At 70.4% G+C, this 14,439-nt stretch carries 16 protein-coding genes and 1 pseudogene; 7 read left to right on the forward strand and 10 right to left on the reverse strand.

The genetic code is table 11. From position 1 onward, the window contains the following. Nucleotides 1-24 precede the first annotated feature (24 nt). On the reverse strand, nucleotides 25-1,239 hold the full coding sequence (locus tag AB0J02_RS25175) for an NADP-dependent malic enzyme (RefSeq protein ID WP_363196010.1): 1,215 nt from the start codon (nucleotides 1,237-1,239) through the stop codon (nucleotides 25-27). 565 nt (nucleotides 1,240-1,804) lie between these two features. Here AB0J02_RS25175 and AB0J02_RS25180 point away from each other — a divergent pair. Genes AB0J02_RS25180 through AB0J02_RS25190 form a run of 3 tightly spaced genes read left to right on the forward strand, consistent with a single transcriptional unit; the run spans nucleotide 1,805 to nucleotide 4,562 of the window. After that, nucleotides 1,805-2,782 (forward strand): ABC transporter substrate-binding protein, encoded by a 978-nt coding sequence (locus tag AB0J02_RS25180; protein WP_363196011.1) that lies wholly within the window; start codon nucleotides 1,805-1,807, stop codon nucleotides 2,780-2,782. Between the two features lie 50 nt (nucleotides 2,783-2,832). Continuing rightward, nucleotides 2,833-3,774, forward strand: a complete 942-nt coding sequence (locus AB0J02_RS25185) for an amino acid ABC transporter permease (RefSeq protein WP_363196012.1) — start codon at nucleotides 2,833-2,835, stop codon at nucleotides 3,772-3,774. Nucleotides 3,775-3,809: 35 nt separating this feature from the next. After that, complete coding sequence (locus tag AB0J02_RS25190; protein WP_363196065.1) at nucleotides 3,810-4,562, forward strand: amino acid ABC transporter ATP-binding protein; 753 nt, start codon at nucleotides 3,810-3,812, stop codon at nucleotides 4,560-4,562. Between the two features lie 152 nt (nucleotides 4,563-4,714). Here AB0J02_RS25190 and AB0J02_RS25195 read toward each other — a convergent pair whose 3' ends face one another. Next, nucleotides 4,715-5,491 (reverse strand): class I SAM-dependent methyltransferase, encoded by a 777-nt coding sequence (locus AB0J02_RS25195; RefSeq protein ID WP_363196013.1) that lies wholly within the window; start codon nucleotides 5,489-5,491, stop codon nucleotides 4,715-4,717. Nucleotides 5,492-5,609: 118 nt separating this feature from the next. On the opposite strand from AB0J02_RS25195, the gene AB0J02_RS25200 reads away from it, so the two are divergent. Further along, a complete protein-coding gene (locus tag AB0J02_RS25200; RefSeq protein WP_363196014.1) occupies nucleotides 5,610-6,239 on the forward strand; it encodes a CGNR zinc finger domain-containing protein in 630 nt (209 codons plus the stop codon). On the opposite strand, the gene sodX is transcribed toward AB0J02_RS25200, so the two are convergent. Then, nucleotides 6,143-6,586 carry a nickel-type superoxide dismutase maturation protease gene (gene sodX / locus AB0J02_RS25205; RefSeq protein ID WP_363196015.1) on the reverse strand — a complete coding sequence of 148 codons (444 nt, stop codon included), beginning with the start codon at nucleotides 6,584-6,586 and terminating at the stop codon, nucleotides 6,143-6,145. The two genes, AB0J02_RS25200 and sodX, sit on opposite strands and share 97 nt — an antisense overlap. Nucleotides 6,587-6,743: 157 nt before the next feature. On the opposite strand from sodX, the gene sodN reads away from it, so the two are divergent. Next, the gene (sodN, locus tag AB0J02_RS25210) at nucleotides 6,744-7,139 is read left to right on the forward strand and encodes a superoxide dismutase, Ni (protein WP_363196016.1); all 396 of its coding nucleotides are present in this window, start codon (nucleotides 6,744-6,746) and stop codon (nucleotides 7,137-7,139) included. 136 nt (nucleotides 7,140-7,275) lie between these two features. Here the strand turns inward: sodN and AB0J02_RS25215 are convergent, their stop codons facing one another. Continuing rightward, entirely contained in the window at nucleotides 7,276-8,076 is an 801-nt protein-coding gene (locus tag AB0J02_RS25215; protein WP_363196017.1) for an ATP-grasp domain-containing protein, read from the reverse strand. 64 nt (nucleotides 8,077-8,140) lie between these two features. Here AB0J02_RS25215 and AB0J02_RS25220 point away from each other — a divergent pair, with 64 nt between their 5' ends. Then, nucleotides 8,141-8,968: a hypothetical protein gene (locus AB0J02_RS25220; protein ID WP_363196018.1), complete on the forward strand. Its 828-nt coding sequence runs from the start codon at nucleotides 8,141-8,143 to the stop codon at nucleotides 8,966-8,968. 2 nt (nucleotides 8,969-8,970) lie between these two features. Here AB0J02_RS25220 and AB0J02_RS25225 read toward each other — a convergent pair whose 3' ends face one another. The 6 genes and pseudogenes from AB0J02_RS25225 to AB0J02_RS25250 all read right to left on the reverse strand — a co-directional run bounded on the left by AB0J02_RS25225 (nucleotide 8,971) and on the right by AB0J02_RS25250 (nucleotide 13,219). Then, nucleotides 8,971-9,888 (reverse strand): hypothetical protein, encoded by a 918-nt coding sequence (locus AB0J02_RS25225; RefSeq protein ID WP_363196019.1) that lies wholly within the window; start codon nucleotides 9,886-9,888, stop codon nucleotides 8,971-8,973. Beyond that, complete coding sequence (locus AB0J02_RS25230) at nucleotides 9,885-10,433, reverse strand: sugar O-acetyltransferase (protein WP_363196066.1); 549 nt, start codon at nucleotides 10,431-10,433, stop codon at nucleotides 9,885-9,887. The genes AB0J02_RS25225 and AB0J02_RS25230 overlap by 4 nt, the downstream gene beginning before the upstream one ends. 33 nt (nucleotides 10,434-10,466) lie before the next feature. Next, a pseudogene (locus AB0J02_RS25235) lies at nucleotides 10,467-10,796 on the reverse strand (DUF952 domain-containing protein); the annotation flags it as partial. Nucleotides 10,797-10,800: 4 nt separating this feature from the next. Next, nucleotides 10,801-12,051: a sigma-70 family RNA polymerase sigma factor gene (locus AB0J02_RS25240; RefSeq protein ID WP_363196067.1), complete on the reverse strand. Its 1,251-nt coding sequence runs from the start codon at nucleotides 12,049-12,051 to the stop codon at nucleotides 10,801-10,803. Beyond that, nucleotides 12,048-12,464 (reverse strand): YciI family protein, encoded by a 417-nt coding sequence (locus AB0J02_RS25245; protein WP_363196020.1) that lies wholly within the window; start codon nucleotides 12,462-12,464, stop codon nucleotides 12,048-12,050. The genes AB0J02_RS25240 and AB0J02_RS25245 overlap by 4 nt, the downstream gene beginning before the upstream one ends. A gap of 167 nt (nucleotides 12,465-12,631) precedes the next feature. Beyond that, the gene (locus AB0J02_RS25250; RefSeq protein WP_363196021.1) at nucleotides 12,632-13,219 is read right to left on the reverse strand and encodes a dihydrofolate reductase family protein; all 588 of its coding nucleotides are present in this window, start codon (nucleotides 13,217-13,219) and stop codon (nucleotides 12,632-12,634) included. Between the two features lie 150 nt (nucleotides 13,220-13,369). Here AB0J02_RS25250 and AB0J02_RS25255 point away from each other — a divergent pair, with 150 nt between their 5' ends. Further along, nucleotides 13,370-13,960 carry a TetR family transcriptional regulator gene (locus AB0J02_RS25255; RefSeq protein ID WP_363196022.1) on the forward strand — a complete coding sequence of 197 codons (591 nt, stop codon included), beginning with the start codon at nucleotides 13,370-13,372 and terminating at the stop codon, nucleotides 13,958-13,960. The last annotated feature ends 479 nt before the right edge of the window (nucleotides 13,961-14,439 follow it).

Consider the following 14,439-nt stretch of genomic DNA (forward strand, 5'->3'; position numbering starts at 1 on the left):
GCAGCACACAGCGCCGCCAGGTTCTCAACGTCGCGCGACGCCCTCGGCCCGCGCGGCGGCGGCGACGGCCGCCGTCACCGCGGGGGCGACCCGCTCGTCGAACGGCGACGGGATGACGTACTCGGCGGACAGGTCGTCGCCCACCACGGCGGCCAGCGCCTCGGCGGCGGCGATCTTCATCGTCTCGGTGATCCGGGAGGCCCGCACCTGCAGCGCGCCCGCGAAGATCCCGGGGAACGCCAGCACGTTGTTGATCTGGTTCGGGAAGTCCGAGCGCCCGGTCGCGACCACGGCCGCGTACTTGTGGGCGACGTCGGGGTGCACCTCGGGGTTCGGGTTGGCCATCGCGAAGACGAAGGCGCCCGGCGCCATCGAGGCGACCGCGGGCTCGGGGACCGTACCGCCGGAGACGCCGATGTAGACGTCGGCGCCGGCGAGCGCGTCCTCCAGCGAACCGGAGAGACCGGCCTTGTTCGTGATCTCGGCCAGCTCGCGCTTGACCGCCGTGAGGTCCTCGCGGTCCCGGCTGACGATGCCCTTGCGGTCGGTGACCGCGACGTCGCCGAGGCCCGCTTCGAGGAGGAACTTCGCGATCGCCACACCCGCCGCACCGGCGCCGGAGATCACCGCCCGCAGCTCGCCGAGCGAACGCCCGCTGAGCCGCGCCGCGTTCTTCAGCGCGGCCAGCGTCACCACGGCCGTGCCGTGCTGGTCGTCGTGGAAGACCGGGATGTCGAGCTTCTCCTGGAGCCTGCGCTCGATCTCGAAGCAGCGCGGCGCCGAGATGTCCTCCAGATTGACGCCGCCGAAGGACGGGGCAAGCCGCACCACGGTGTCGACGATCTCGTCGACGTCGGTCGTCGCGAGCGCGATCGGCACCGCGTCCACGCCACCGAACTGCTTGAACAGGATGGCCTTGCCCTCCATCACCGGGAGGGACGCCTCGGGGCCGATGTCGCCGAGGCCGAGCACGGCCGTGCCGTCGGTGACGACGGCGACGACGCTCGACTTCCACGTGTAGTCGTGGACGAGTTCCGGCTGCTCCGCGATGGCGCTGCACACCTTCGCGACGCCGGGCGTGTACGCCAGGGACAGGTCGTCCTTGTCACGGATCGGCACGGTGGCCTGCACGGCCATTTTGCCGCCGCGGTGCAGCGCGAAGGCCGGATCGAAGGGCTCGTCAGTGCCTTCGTTGCCGGTACTGCTGTCGCTGCGAGGATTGACGATCTCCGCTGCCACTTGTCTTACCCCTTAAGTCTTAAACATCAGTTGAGGGTGTCCGCTCCTGGTTGAGGAGCGGGCGGGCACCGCGTACGCACCGGTCGGTCCCAATTTGTGAACCGCTGTACGGGGGTGTACGCGACGGGCGCGCCGCACGCGCGCCCTGAGCCCCGGATGAGGGGTGTAAAGAACCTTCTTACCCGACGGACCATGCCGCGGACGAGCCCATACGTGATCGATCACGGCCCGGTGACATGACTCATAGCCGAATATCTGGACAAGTCGTCAACTCCCGCCTGGAGCGCGGGGGGAAGTCGTACCGAATGGTGAGACAGCGGACAGTTCGCAGGAGAATCTTCCGCCGCCGGACGGCGGACCCGCAGATGCTGCGGCCCCATGCACCCTGATGTGCCGTCGCGTTGGGGGTCTTGCCGGACCCGTTATCCGATTTTGACATCGCCGAGTCCCTGATGCGCCCCGTCCGAATGGCAAGATGCCGTCATCGCACAAGGTCGCGACACCCGAAGGTGTGTGCCAGGCGACCGAATCGGCAACTCCACCCATCCCGCCGGAGGACCCAACCATGACCGCAAGCACCACCCGTCGCACGACCGCCAAGTCCGCGAAGTCCCGGATAGCCGCGGTCGGCGCGATCGCGGTCGCCGGCACTCTGCTGCTGACCGGCTGCGGAGACCAGACGAAGTCGAAGGACTCCGACTCCGACTCCAGCGGGACCTCGGCCAAGTCCGCGCCGCTCGCCTCCAAGCTCCCCGCCTCGATCCGCGACAAGGGCGTCATCAACGTCGGCTCCGACATCGCCTACGCGCCGGTCGAGTACAAGGACGACGCGGGCAAGGCCGTCGGTATCGACCCGGACGTCGCCGCGGCCCTCGGCAAGCAGCTCGGCGTGACGTTCAACTTCCAGAACGGCAAGTTCGCCGACCTCGTGGGTGGCCTGGCCTCCAAGCGCTACGACATCGCCATGTCGGCCATGACGGACACCAAGGACCGCCAGCAGGGCATCGACAGCGACACCGGCAAGAAGGTCGGCAAGGGCGTCGACTTCGTCGACTACTTCACCGCGGGCGTCTCGCTCTACACCAACAAGGGCGACGACCAGGGCATCAAGACCTGGGACGACCTGTGCGGCAAGACGATCGCCGTGCAGACGGCGACCTTCTCCCAGGACCTCGCCAAGGACCAGGTGAAGAAGTGCAAGGCGGACGGCAAGAAGGCTCTGAAGGTCGAGGACTTCGCCACCAACCCCGAGGCCGAGACCCGGATGCGTTCCAAGGGCGCCGACGTCGTCTCCGCCGACTACCCGATCGCCGCGTACTCGGTGAAGAAGTCGGGCGGCGGCAAGTACTTCGAGATCGTCGGCGACCAGGTCGAGGCGGGCCCCTACGGCATCGCCGTCGCCAAGGACAACACGCAGCTGCGGGACGCCCTGCAGGCGGCCATGACCGCGATCATCAAGAGCGGCGAGTACGAGAAGATCATCGCGAAGTGGGGCGTCTCGGACGGCGCCGTCACCGAAGCGAAGATCAACGGTGGTTCCTGATCCCTGTCACCCCTGTCCTGCACTCTGACGGGCTCTGAAAGGCACCACCCATGACTTCCCTCAACAAGGCGAACGAGCCCGCGGGCTCCGCGCCCGCCGTCGGCGGAGCGGAGGCCATCAAGGCCATCCCGGTCCGCCACCCCGGCCGCTACGTGTCCGCGGTCATCGCCCTCGCGCTGCTCGGCGCCATCGTCTACGCCTTCTCGCAAGGCAAGATCGAGTGGGGCACGATCCCCGACTTCTTCTTCAACGACCGGATCGTCACCGGTATGTGGAAGACGCTCGAACTGACCGTCCTGTCCATGGTCATCGGTGTCGTCGGCGGCATCGTGCTGGCCGTGATGCGGATGTCGAAGAACCCGGTGACGAGCACCATCGCCTGGTTCTACATCTGGTTCTTCCGCGGCACCCCGGTCCTGGTCCAGCTGTTCATCTGGTTCAACCTGGGCCTGGTCTTCGAGTACATCAACCTCGGGCCGGTCTACAAGGACTACTGGTCCTCGTTCATGACCCCGCTGCTGACCGCCCTGCTCGGGCTCGGTCTCAACGAAGCGGCGTACATGGCGGAGATCTGCCGCTCCGGGCTGCTCGCCGTCGACGAGGGCCAGACCGAGGCCTCGCACGCGCTCGGCATGAGCCACGCCAAGACCTTGCGCCGCATCGTCATCCCGCAGGCGATGCGGGTGATCGTGCCGCCCACGGGCAACGAGGTCATCAACATGCTGAAGACGACCTCGCTCGTCTCGGCGGTGCAGTTCCTCGACCTGTTCAAGGTGGCCTCGGACATCGGCCAGGCCTCCGCCTCCACGGTGGAGATGTACTTCCTGGCCGCCGCCTGGTACCTGGTCCTCACGTCGATCTTCAGCGTCGGGCAGTACTACATCGAGCGGTACTACGCGCGCGGCACGTCCCGCTCGCTGCCCCCGACCCCGTTGCAGCGCCTGCGCGGCGTCATCGGCCGCACGAGCCGCACGAAGGGAGGCGTGGCGTGACCACCGACACCACGACCGCCGGGACCACGACCGCCATGGTCAAGTCCGAAGGCGTCCACAAGTCCTTCGGCAGCGTCGAGGTCCTCAAGGGCATCGACCTGGAGGTCAAGCAGAGCGAGGTGTTCTGCCTCATCGGCCCCTCGGGCTCGGGCAAGTCGACCTTCCTGCGCTGCATCAACCACCTGGAGAAGATCAACTCCGGACGGCTCTACGTCGACGGGGAACTGGTCGGCTACCGGCAGAAGGGCGACAAGCTCTACGAGCTGCGGGACAGCGAGGTCGCCCTCAAGCGCCGGGACATCGGCATGGTCTTCCAGCGCTTCAACCTCTTCCCGCACATGACGGCTCTCGAGAACGTCATGGAGGCGCCGGTCCAGGTCAAGGGCGTGTCCAAGGCGCAGGCCCGGGAGCGGGCGGGCCAGCTGCTCGAACGCGTAGGGCTCGCCGACCGGGCGAAGAACTACCCCTCGCAGCTCTCCGGCGGCCAGCAGCAGCGCGTGGCGATCGCCCGGGCGCTCGCGATGGACCCGAAGCTGATGCTGTTCGACGAGCCGACGTCGGCGCTCGACCCGGAGCTGGTCGGTGATGTCCTCGACGTCATGCGCGACCTCGCCGAGTCCGGCATGACGATGGTCGTCGTCACGCACGAGATGGGCTTCGCGCGCGAGGTCGGCGACAGCCTCGTCTTCATGGACGAGGGCGTGGTGGTCGAATCCGGCCACCCGCGCGATGTCCTGACGAACCCGCGGCACGAGCGGACGCAGTCGTTCCTGTCGAAGGTGCTTTAGCCGTCCGGCGGGACCGGGAAAAGGGGGTGGCCGGGGTCATGGACCCCGGCCACCCCGTTTTCCGGTGCGTGGACATGCACAGCGCCGTCGCGGCCGGTCGCGCCCGCCGGCCCGCAGCCCGCGACGAACACCAACCGCGCGGACGCGCAACGTCACTTCAGGGCAAGGACCAGCGCGTCGGACGGCGACCGCCACACCGCGCGTGCCTCACCGAACCCCGCCCCGCGCAGCGTCTCCGCGTGCCAGGCCACCGAAGGCGTGTCCCCGTCGGCGTGCTCGCCGTAGATCTCGAAGCGCCGCGCGGTCGGGCCGGCCAGGACCGGGTCCTGGGCGGCCAGCGCCCACCACTCGGCCCAGTCGACGGCCCCGCCCGCCTTGGCCGAGTCCATCCCGGTGTGGCGGAGCGCGCGCTCGGCGGCGTTGATCCGCGGCGTCGTCCGGTCGGTCATGTGGTCCGCGTTCATGAAGACGCCGCCGTCGCGGACGAGGCCGGCGAGTTGGCCGTAGAGCGTCGCGAGGGGAGCGGAGTGCAGCCAGTGCAGGGCGGTGGCGGTGAGCACGGCGTCGTACGAGTCGTGCGGCAGCGCCTCGGTCCACCGCGGGTCCTTGAGGTCGGCTGTCACGAAGGTGACGCGCTCGTCCCCGTCGAAGGTGCCGCGCGCGATGGCGAGGAGGGCCGGGTCCAGGTCGACGCCGACGCTGGTGGCCTCGGGGAAGCGCGTGAGCAGCCGGTCGGTGATGCTGCCGGTGCCGCACGCGAGGTCGAGCACGCGGGGCGCGCGGCCCACGCAGGCCTCGACCATGTCGAGCATCACCCGGAACCGCTCCTCGCGGTCGGGCATGTACCACTCCTGCTGCCGGTCCCAGCTGTCCTGCCAGGCACGCCAGTCGGTGTTGGCATGATCGGTGTTGGCGGCGGTCTCGGTCATGAAGCCCTCCCGGCGGCACGGTCGACACCGCGAGCCACGGTGCGTAATACCCTGAAAGCCAAAGCGAGCATTACTCTCGCCCGCCCATGACGATAGACCGCCCCGGTAAGGACTACAAGTGGAACTGGCCTATTACTCGGACTACGCAGTGCGCCTCGTCAACACCGAGGAGCCGGGCCGCGGCAAGGACAGCCTGACCTCCGTGGACGCGGTGCGCGGCCTGTTCGGACCCAACCAGGACGCGGCCCGCCGCGCGGCCGACGCCGACCTGACCCGCTTCCGCAGCGTCCGGGCCCGTCTGCGCGCGGTGTTCGAGGCGGCCGACGGCGGCGACGAGACGCTCGCGGTGAACCTGCTGAACTCGCTGCTGCTGGAGTTCCCGGTGAGCCCGCAGATCTCCGGCCACGACCACCGCGACGACGACGGCAGCCCGCTGTGGCACATGCACCTCGCCGACCACCCGTCCAACGCGACGGCGGGCTACGCCGCGATCGCCGCCATGGGGCTCGCCTTCCACCTCACCGAGTACGGCGTGGACCGCCTCGGCCTGTGCGAGGCGGCCCCGTGCCGCAACGCGTACCTGGACACCTCCACGAACCGCTCCCGGCGCTACTGTTCGGACCGCTGCGCGACCCGCGCCAACGTCGCCGCCTACCGCGCCCGCAAGCGCTTGGAGGCGGACCGGTCGGAGAGCACGGGACGCACCGCGCGAAAGGCCCAGGACAGCACGGCCGGCACGGACCGCTGACCCTCGCCCTCGGCCCACGGCCTGCGCCGGCGCAGCCGGCCTCGGACCTTGGCGAGCACCAGCTCGTCCGGCACGACCCCGTACACGGTGCTGTCGCCGCCGGCCCCGGGGTTGTCCCCGAGCACCCACCAGCCGCCCTCGCGCCGCTCGGCGATCCGCTTCACGATCAACAGGTCCTGCTGGAACGGGTGCCGGAGCAGGACCACATCCCCGGACCGCACCCGGGTGCCGTACTGCACCAGCATCCAGTCACCGTGGTACAGGGTCGGCACCATCGACGGGCCGTCCACCTCAATGATCTGAAACGGCATCTTCGCCTCGCGCACTTCCTCGATCGCCTCGGGCATCAGACAACCTCCCCGGTTTCCGTCCGCCGTCCCATCCTCCACCAGTCCCAGTGTCACCCTGGACTTTTGGCCTAAGCCCTCGGGGGCACCCGAGAAAAGCCGTCCTGCACGGAGTAATGTCGCATCCGAGAAGACGATCACGAGGAAGGACAGCAACATGCTTTCCCGCCTGTTCGCCCCCAAGGTGAAGGCCAGCGCCCACTGCGACCTCCCCTGCGGCGTGTACGACCCGGCCCAGGCCCGCATCGAGGCCGAGTCGGTCAAGGCCGTCCAGGAAAAGATGGCCGGCAACGACGACGCGCACTTCCAGGCGCGCGCCACCGTCATCAAGGAGCAGCGCGCCGAGCTCGCCAAGCACCACGTCTCGGTGCTGTGGAGCGACTACTTCAAGCCCCCGCACTTCGAGAAGTACCCGGAGCTGCACCAGCTGGTCAACGACGCCCTGAAGGCCCTCTCGGCCGCCAAGGGCTCGACCGACCCGGCCACGGGCCAGAAGGCGCTGGACTACATCGCCCAGATCGACAAGATCTTCTGGGAGACCAAGAAGGCCTGATCCAGGCCTGACGGAACACTGGTTCCGGCGACCGGCGGGCGGTGCACCCTCGCGGGCCCCGGACCATTCGAAGGGGCCCGGCCGATGAACTCGGCCGGGCCCCTTCGGCATGCGACGGCACGGGCGCGACGACAGGTCAGGCGGCCGGAGTCCGCCGCCGGAACGCCCGGTCCCGCTCCCGGTCCCGTTCCCCGAGGCGGGCCGCGGGACCCGCCGAGCGCAGCACGACGTCGAGTGCCGCGTCCGGATCGGCCGCGTAACAGCTGCTGAACCACGCCATGTTCGCCTCGACGACCGCCCACCGCCCGCCGATGAGCCCGATGTCGAGCACCACCCCGCTGGGCAGCGACTCCCCGTGGTCCGCGAGCAGCCGTGCCGCGAAGTCCAGGGCGCCCGCCTCGTGCCGGTGGCCCGCGAGAGGCCGGGCGTCAAGCCTTCCGTAGGACGCGTACTGCGAGCCCGTACGGACCTCGCCGTCCAGGACGAACAGCCGGAACTCCGCGGCCCAGGTGACCACCTCGCCGATCTGCACCGGCGTGCCCGGCGGCAGTGCCGGATCGTCCGGAAGTGCCCCTCCATCCGCGTACACCGCTGCCGGGAAGGACTTGTCGGCCGGCGGCTTCACGAAGGCAGGAGCGGCCAGGGCGCGGGCCTCGGCCAGCGTGGCGGCGGTGATCGCGCGGCCGGTGACGGCGCGCGGCAGGTCCGTCAGCCAGCTGTCCGCCGGCTCCAGCAACGCCACGCCCAGGTCGCCGGCGACGCGCGCCGCGAACGCCGGGCCGCCGTAGTAGTGCCCGCCGGTACGCCCCCGCAGGGACGCCGCCCCGTCGCGTACCGACAGTTCCTCGACGGCCAGGCCGCGCCGTCGCGCCGCGGCCTGGAGCAGCTCACGGGTGGGGGTGGCGTGCGGGGTGACGGCGAGGAAGTGGGAGGCCATGCCGCCATGGAATCAGGGAAACTGGGGGGCCGTCCTCCGTACCCGCCCGCTTTCAGGAGCCCCCGTGCCCCGCCGCCCCCGCGTCCTCTACGTGACCGATCTGGCCTACGAGGCCCGCGGCCGCCGGTACTGCGACGAGGACATCTTCCTCACCTCGCGGCTCCGCGCCGCGTTCGATCTCGCTCTGTGCCAGCCCCTGGACGCGGCCGCGCTGATGGACGGCTTCGATGTGGTCGTCGTACGCAACAGCGGGCCCGTGCTCGGCTACCAGGACGCGTACGACGCGTTCCGCGCGCAGGCGTCGGAGCGGGGCACGAACGTCTACAACCCGCTGACCGGCCGCGCCGACATGGCGGGCAAGCAGTATCTGCTGGACCTGACCACCGCCGGGTACCCGGTGATCCCGACGGCCGACCGCGCCGCGGACCTCGACCGGCTCCCCACGGCCGAGGCGTACGTCGCGAAGCCGAAGCGGGGCGCCGACTCGATAGGCCTTCGCGTCGTACCGCCGGCCGCGCTGCCAGAACTCCCCTACTCCGAAGGCCTTTTGGTCCAACCGCGCGTGGACTTCCAGTACGAGGTCTCCTTCTACTTCGTCGACGACGCGCTCCAGTACGCCCTGTACGCCCCCGATCCGGAGCGCCGCTGGGAGCTGCGTCCGTACGAACACAGCGCCGCGGACCGGGAGTTCGCCCGGAGCTTCGTCGAGTGGAACACCCTCCCGCACGGCATCCAGCGCGTCGACGCCTGCCGCACCCCGGAGGGCGAACTGCTCCTCGTCGAGCTGGAGGACCTCAACCCGTATCTCTCGCTCGACCTGCTGGACGCGGCGACGCGGGACGCGTTCGTGACGGCGATGACCGAATCGGTGCGCGGGGCCGTCACTCGATAGCCTCAGGCTGTCTCCAGTACCGCCCGCACATTGGCGAGAAGTCGGTCCCGGTCCGCGCGCACCGCTGTGAACTCCTGCCGGTGCAAGGCCAGTTCACGCCGCTGGAGCCGCCTTGCCACCGACCACCAGACTCCGGCCGTGTTGTGGGCGCGCTTGCATGCGATGTCGGCGACGGCCGTACCCAACTCCCGTTCCTTGCGCGTGGTGTTGCCGTCCTGGCCACGCCCCCAGGCCTCGTCGCCGAAGGCCTGCACGGGATCGGCGTACCGCTTGAAGCCCTTGTCGACCACGCAGTCCGCCCACGCCTTGTAGGCGCGGCGCATCCTCGGGTCCCGGTCGGTCTGCTTGCGGACGGCGTCGTCGCGCCGGGAGACGTACGTCCACATACGCTCGGTGTCCCGCACTCCCCGCTCGATACGCCCGTAGACCTCCCCGGAGCAGCCGCTGCGCTCGCTCCCCCGATCGCCGTAGTAGACGGCGGATTCCTCGGTCGTCATCCTCCGCCCCGCGGGCTCGGGCAGACGGAGTTTCTTCTCCGGGTCCCAGCCGTAGCCCCAGCGGCGCGCCTTCCCCGGGTCGTAGGGGCCGACCGGGCCCGTGCTCACGGCGACCATCGCGGCCGTGTACGTGATGGCCATGCCCGGGAACTTCGGGTCCCGCGGGAAGTCGGCGAAGCCGTGCCGGATCATGCAGCGCTGGGTGAGGAGCTGCGTCGCGGACTCCATCCGGTCACGCGCTTTCGCGTCGGCGCCGTCGAACTCGTAGCCGTCCAGCGGCAGTTCGGGCATCTCGGCGTCCGACCAGACGACCGGCGTCCCGTCCGCCCAGGCCTTCGCGTGCCCGACGACACCGCCGTCGCCCCCGATCAACCCGATGGCCACCGCCCCCGCGACGACGCACACCACCCCCCGGCGTCTCACTCCCCGGTCTCCCCGATCTTCCGCACGACCCGCGCCGGGTTGCCCACGGCGACGACGTCCGGCGGCAGGTCGCGGGTGACGACGGAGCCCGCACCGACGACGGTGTTCGCGCCGATCGTGACGCCGGGGCAGACGATGACGCCGCCGCCCAGCCACACGTTGTCGCCGAGGGTGATGGGCCTCGCCGCCTCCCATTTGGCGCGCCTCGGCTCGGGATCGACCGGGTGCGTGGGGGTGAGGAGTTGGACGTTCGGGCCGATCTGCACGTCCTCGCCGATCCGGATCGGCGCCACGTCCAGCATGACGGCCCCGCAGTTGACGAACGTCCGCGCGCCGATGGAGATGTACTGCCCGTAGTCGACGGAGAGCGGCGGCCGCACGACGACGTCCTCACCGACCTCGCCGAGCAGTTCGCGCAGAAGGGCGCCGCGCGCGGGCAGGTCGGTGACGCTGCTCGCGTTGTAGCGCTCGGCCAGCCGGGCGCCGCGCAGGGCGTCGGCGTCGAGGTCCGGGTCGTCGGCGAGGTAGAGGTCCCCGGCGAGCATGCGCTCCTTCTGGCTGCGTTCCTCGGGACGCGGCCAGTCGCGTACCTCGGTCACCGCGGCGACCGCCAACGGCCCGTAGAGGTGCGGGAATTCCTCCCCGCCGGGAACGCCGGGAACGCCGGGCTCCACCCGGACCGGCACGTCGAGACGCTCCCGGTCGATGACGAGGACCACCAGCTCGCCGGGGGCCGGCTCGGTCCCGTGGAGCAGCTCGGCGACAGCGCGCAGCTGGTGCGGGAACGAGCAGTGGATGAAGCCGACCTCCTCAAGGGTCTTGCCGCGGGTCGACATCGTGTACGCCCCCGTGGCCCGGGCGCTCTCCCACAGGGCGCGTTCGGTGATGTGCAGCAGTTCGATCGCCATGCGCTCAATCTATGAGCCCGGTGCCCCCGGGCGTGAGCCGGGCCGCGCGCAGCCGCAGATACCGCTGCTCCGGTTGGCTGAGCGTGCCGGCCGCGGCCTCCTGGTAGGCGGCGCGGGCCGCGCCCCGGTCCCCGGCGAGCTCCAGCAGGTGCGCGCGGACGGCGGCGAGCCGGTGATGTCCGCCGAGCACGCCGGTCAGCCGGTCCGTCTCCGCCAGCCCGGCCGCGGGGCCGTGCACCATGGCGACGGCGACGGCCCGGCCGAGCGCCGCCATGGGCTCCCCGGCGGGCGCGGCCCGCACGAGCAGGTCGTAGAGAGCGAGGATCTGCGGCCAGTCGGTGTCCTCGGCGCACCCCGCCTCGTCGTGCAACGCCGCGATGGCGGCCTGGAGTTGATACGCGCCGACGGGGCCGTGCGGCAGCGCCCGCTCGACGAGCGCGATGCCCTCGGCGATCGCCTCCCGGTCCCAGAGCGTCCGGTCCTGTTCGTCGAGGCGGACGAGTTCACCGGCGGTGTCGGTGCGGGCCGCGCGGCGCGCGTCGGTGAGCAGCATCAGCGCGAGCAGGCCGGTGACCTCGCTGTCGGCGGGCAGCAGGGCGTGCACGGCGCGGGCGAGCCGGATCGCCTCGACGGCCAGGTCCGCGCGGCGCAGTTCGGTCCCCGAGGTCGCGGTGTACCCCTCGTTGAAGATCAGATACAGCACCTGAAGCAGCGCGGGCAGCCGCTCCCGCCAGCGGTCGGGCCGCCGGAACTCCGCGCCGCGCAGCTGCCGCTTGGCCCGGCTGATCCGCTGCGCCACCGTCGCCTCCGGCACCAGGTACGCGCGGGCGATCTCCGCGGTGGTCAGACCGCCGACCGCCCTGAGCGTGAGCGCCACCTGCGAGGCGGGGCCGAGGTCCGGATGGCAGCACAGGTACAGCAGCGTGAGCGTGTCGTCCCCGGCAGGGGCGCGCGGAGCGTCCGGCGCCGGGGCCGTGTACGTGTCGCGCGGCAGAAGCCGGGCCTGTGCCTCCTCACGGACCCGCCGCGCCGTCTCGCTGCGCAGCGCGTCCGTGAGCCGCCGGGACGCGACCCTGATCAGCCAGCCCCGCGGATTGTCCGGAATCCCCTGCCCGGGCCACTGCCGGGCGGCGGCGAGCAACGCCTCCTGCACCGCGTCCTCGGCCGTGTCGAAGTGCCCGTACCTGCGCACGAGCGCACCGAGGACCTGCGGCGCGTGGTGGCGCAGCAGGTCCTCGACGGGGTCGGGCGTCAGCACACGTCGCCGCCGCCCTCCATGATCGGCCGGATGACGACCGGGTGGGCGGGTGAGCCCTCGGGCCCCGGACACTCCAGGATCCGCCCGGCGATCTCGGTGACCCGCTCCAGGCTCGGGCAGTCCAACACCCAGTAGCCGCACAGGAGTTCCTTGGTCTCCCCGTACGGCCCGTCGCTGATCACGGGCCGCCCTTCGCTGCCGAGGGCGACGGTACGGGCCTTTGCGGGCTCGGCCAGCCCCTGCCCGTCGACCATCTCGCCGGTCTCGGCCAGATCGTTGTTGAGCTTCTCCATGAAGGAGTACATCGCCTGGAGGTCCTTCTCGCCCCAGGCGGGGCGCCCCTCGGCCGGCTCTCCGCGCATGGCTTCGTAGTCCGCCTGCGAGGCCTGGATCATCACCAGATACTTCATGGCTCTACGCTCCTTCGATGCGGCCGCCCGCCTGCTGCGGGGGCTTCACCTGGGACGTCGGAGCGATCGGAGCGCTCTCGACACGGCCCCGCGCGGATATTTTTCGCCGCAGCTCTCCAGCGCCCCGGCCCTTCGACGCTCCGGTCCTCCAGTCTGACAGCGGAGCGCTACCGTTTCCTGCTGTACCGGCGGACGATCACGCCGTTCCCGAAGGTGCGGCTCTCCGCGAGGTCGAACGCGGCGAGGTCGTACTTCCGGCCGGCGAACATCGGCATGCCGGCGCCGAAGACCACCGGGTACGTCTTGATCACGAGCTCGTCGATCTCGTCCGCGAGCAGCCCGGCCAGCTGCGCGCCGCCGCACAGCCACACTCCCAAGTCGCCCTCTTCTGCCTTGAGTTCGCGCACCTTGCCGACGACGTCGTCACGAATCAGCGCCACGTTCGGGTGCGGGGACTCCTTGAGCGTGCGGGTCGCGACGTACTCGCGCAGATGCCCGTACGGACTGAGGAAACCGGCGTCGATACCGACCTGGTAGCTGCCGCGCCCCTGGATCACGGTGTCGTACTTCTTGTTCGCGGTGCCGTCGAGGCCAAGGATCCTGCGACCTTCAGCCGAGATGGTCTCCGGGTACTCCTCGACGAGGAACGACCGGAACTCTTCGTCGACGAACGGCATGAACATCATTCCGTCACCGGACTCGTCACCGATGAAGCCGTCGACGGACACGGCGACGAAGTACGTGAGCTTGCGCAAGCCGATCTCTTTTCGTCGGGGACATGAGCTGGAGGCGACTTCCTCCCGAACCACTTCAGTTATAGTACTTCGACTGTAGTGGTTGCAAGAGGGTTTCCTGGAGCAGGACGGGCCAGAAGTGGAAACAGGACAGAAAAGGGAGTCGCAAGCATGGTGAGGAACCCGGAGCGCCGGGCCGCCCTCGTGGACGCGGCCGTCGACGTGCTCGCGGCCGAGGGCGCACGCGGCCTGACCTTCCGCGCGGTGGACACGGCGGCGGGCGTTCCCACGGGCACGTCGTCCAACTACTTCGCCCACCGCGACGACCTGCTGCAGCAGATCGACATCTGGCTGCACGAGCGGCTGGCGCCGGACCCGGAGGTCGTCGGGGAACTGCTGAAACGGCCGCGGGACCGAGCCCTGGTCACCGCGTTCATGCACGACCTGATGGGCCGCGTGCAGGGCGACCGGACCGGTTACCTCGCGATGATGGAGATGCGGCTGGAGGCGGTGCGCCGGCCCGAACTGCGCGCCTCGCTGACGAAGTCCCTGCGCGGCGATCTCGACTTCGGCATCGCGTTCAACGCCGAGTCGAAGCTGCCCGGCGGCGCCGAGGAGATCACCCTGCTCTACCTGGGCATGCTCGGACTCATCCTCGAAGAACTGACGATGCCCGGCATGCTGGACGGCGCGATCCCCGGCGTGAGCGTGCCGGACGGCGTGGTGGACCGCCTGGTGGAGCGGATCGTGCCGGACGCGTAGGAGCTGCTCCGCACCTCAACCGGCTAGTGGTTCCCGCCACGTCGGCCACAGGGGTGGGCCGCCCGGCAGCTCGATCGCGGAACCGGTGAAACCGGGCGCATTGAAGCTTCTCCGGACCTCAGCCGGTCTGCGGCTCCCGCCACGTCGGCCACGGGTGCGGCCCGTCCGGCAGCTCGATCCCGGAACCGGTGAAACCGGGCACATAGGAGCCACTCCGCACCTCCACCAGTCTGCGGCTCCCGCCACTCGGGCCACAACGGCGGGCCGCCCGGCAGCTCGATCCCGGACCCGATGAAACCGGGCACATAGGAGCCGCTCCACACCTCAACCCACCTGCGGCTCCCGCCACATCGGCCACAGGTGCGGCCCGTCCGGCAGCTCGATCGCGGACCCGATGAAACCGGGCACATAGGAGCCGCTCCGCACCTCAACCCACCTGCGGCTCCCGCCACATCGGCCACAGGTGCGGCCCGTCCGGC

It is taken from the genome of Streptomyces sp. NPDC050264, from assembly GCF_040655895.1.
Lineage (GTDB): Bacteria > Actinomycetota > Actinomycetes > Streptomycetales > Streptomycetaceae > Streptomyces.

Bases quoted from the DNA above. Each gene is read 5' to 3' on its own strand.
- AB0J02_RS25190 (WP_363196065.1), top strand. From the start codon at position 3,810: ATGGTCAAGTCCGAAGGCGTCCACAAGTCCTTCGGCAGCGTCGAGGTC.
- sodN (WP_363196016.1), top strand. From the start codon at position 6,744: ATGCTTTCCCGCCTGTTCGCCCCCAAGGTGAAGGCCAGCGCCCACTGC.
- AB0J02_RS25255 (WP_363196022.1), top strand. From the start codon at position 13,370: ATGGTGAGGAACCCGGAGCGCCGGGCCGCCCTCGTGGACGCGGCCGTC.
- sodX (WP_363196015.1), bottom strand. From the start codon at position 6,586: ATGCCCGAGGCGATCGAGGAAGTGCGCGAGGCGAAGATGCCGTTTCAG.
- AB0J02_RS25185 (WP_363196012.1), top strand. From the start codon at position 2,833: ATGACTTCCCTCAACAAGGCGAACGAGCCCGCGGGCTCCGCGCCCGCC.
- AB0J02_RS25215 (WP_363196017.1), bottom strand. From the start codon at position 8,076: ATGGCCTCCCACTTCCTCGCCGTCACCCCGCACGCCACCCCCACCCGT.
- AB0J02_RS25195 (WP_363196013.1), bottom strand. From the start codon at position 5,491: ATGACCGAGACCGCCGCCAACACCGATCATGCCAACACCGACTGGCGT.
- AB0J02_RS25245 (WP_363196020.1), bottom strand. From the start codon at position 12,464: ATGAAGTATCTGGTGATGATCCAGGCCTCGCAGGCGGACTACGAAGCC.
- AB0J02_RS25180 (WP_363196011.1), top strand. From the start codon at position 1,805: ATGACCGCAAGCACCACCCGTCGCACGACCGCCAAGTCCGCGAAGTCC.
- AB0J02_RS25230 (WP_363196066.1), bottom strand. From the start codon at position 10,433: ATGCTCGCCGGGGACCTCTACCTCGCCGACGACCCGGACCTCGACGCC.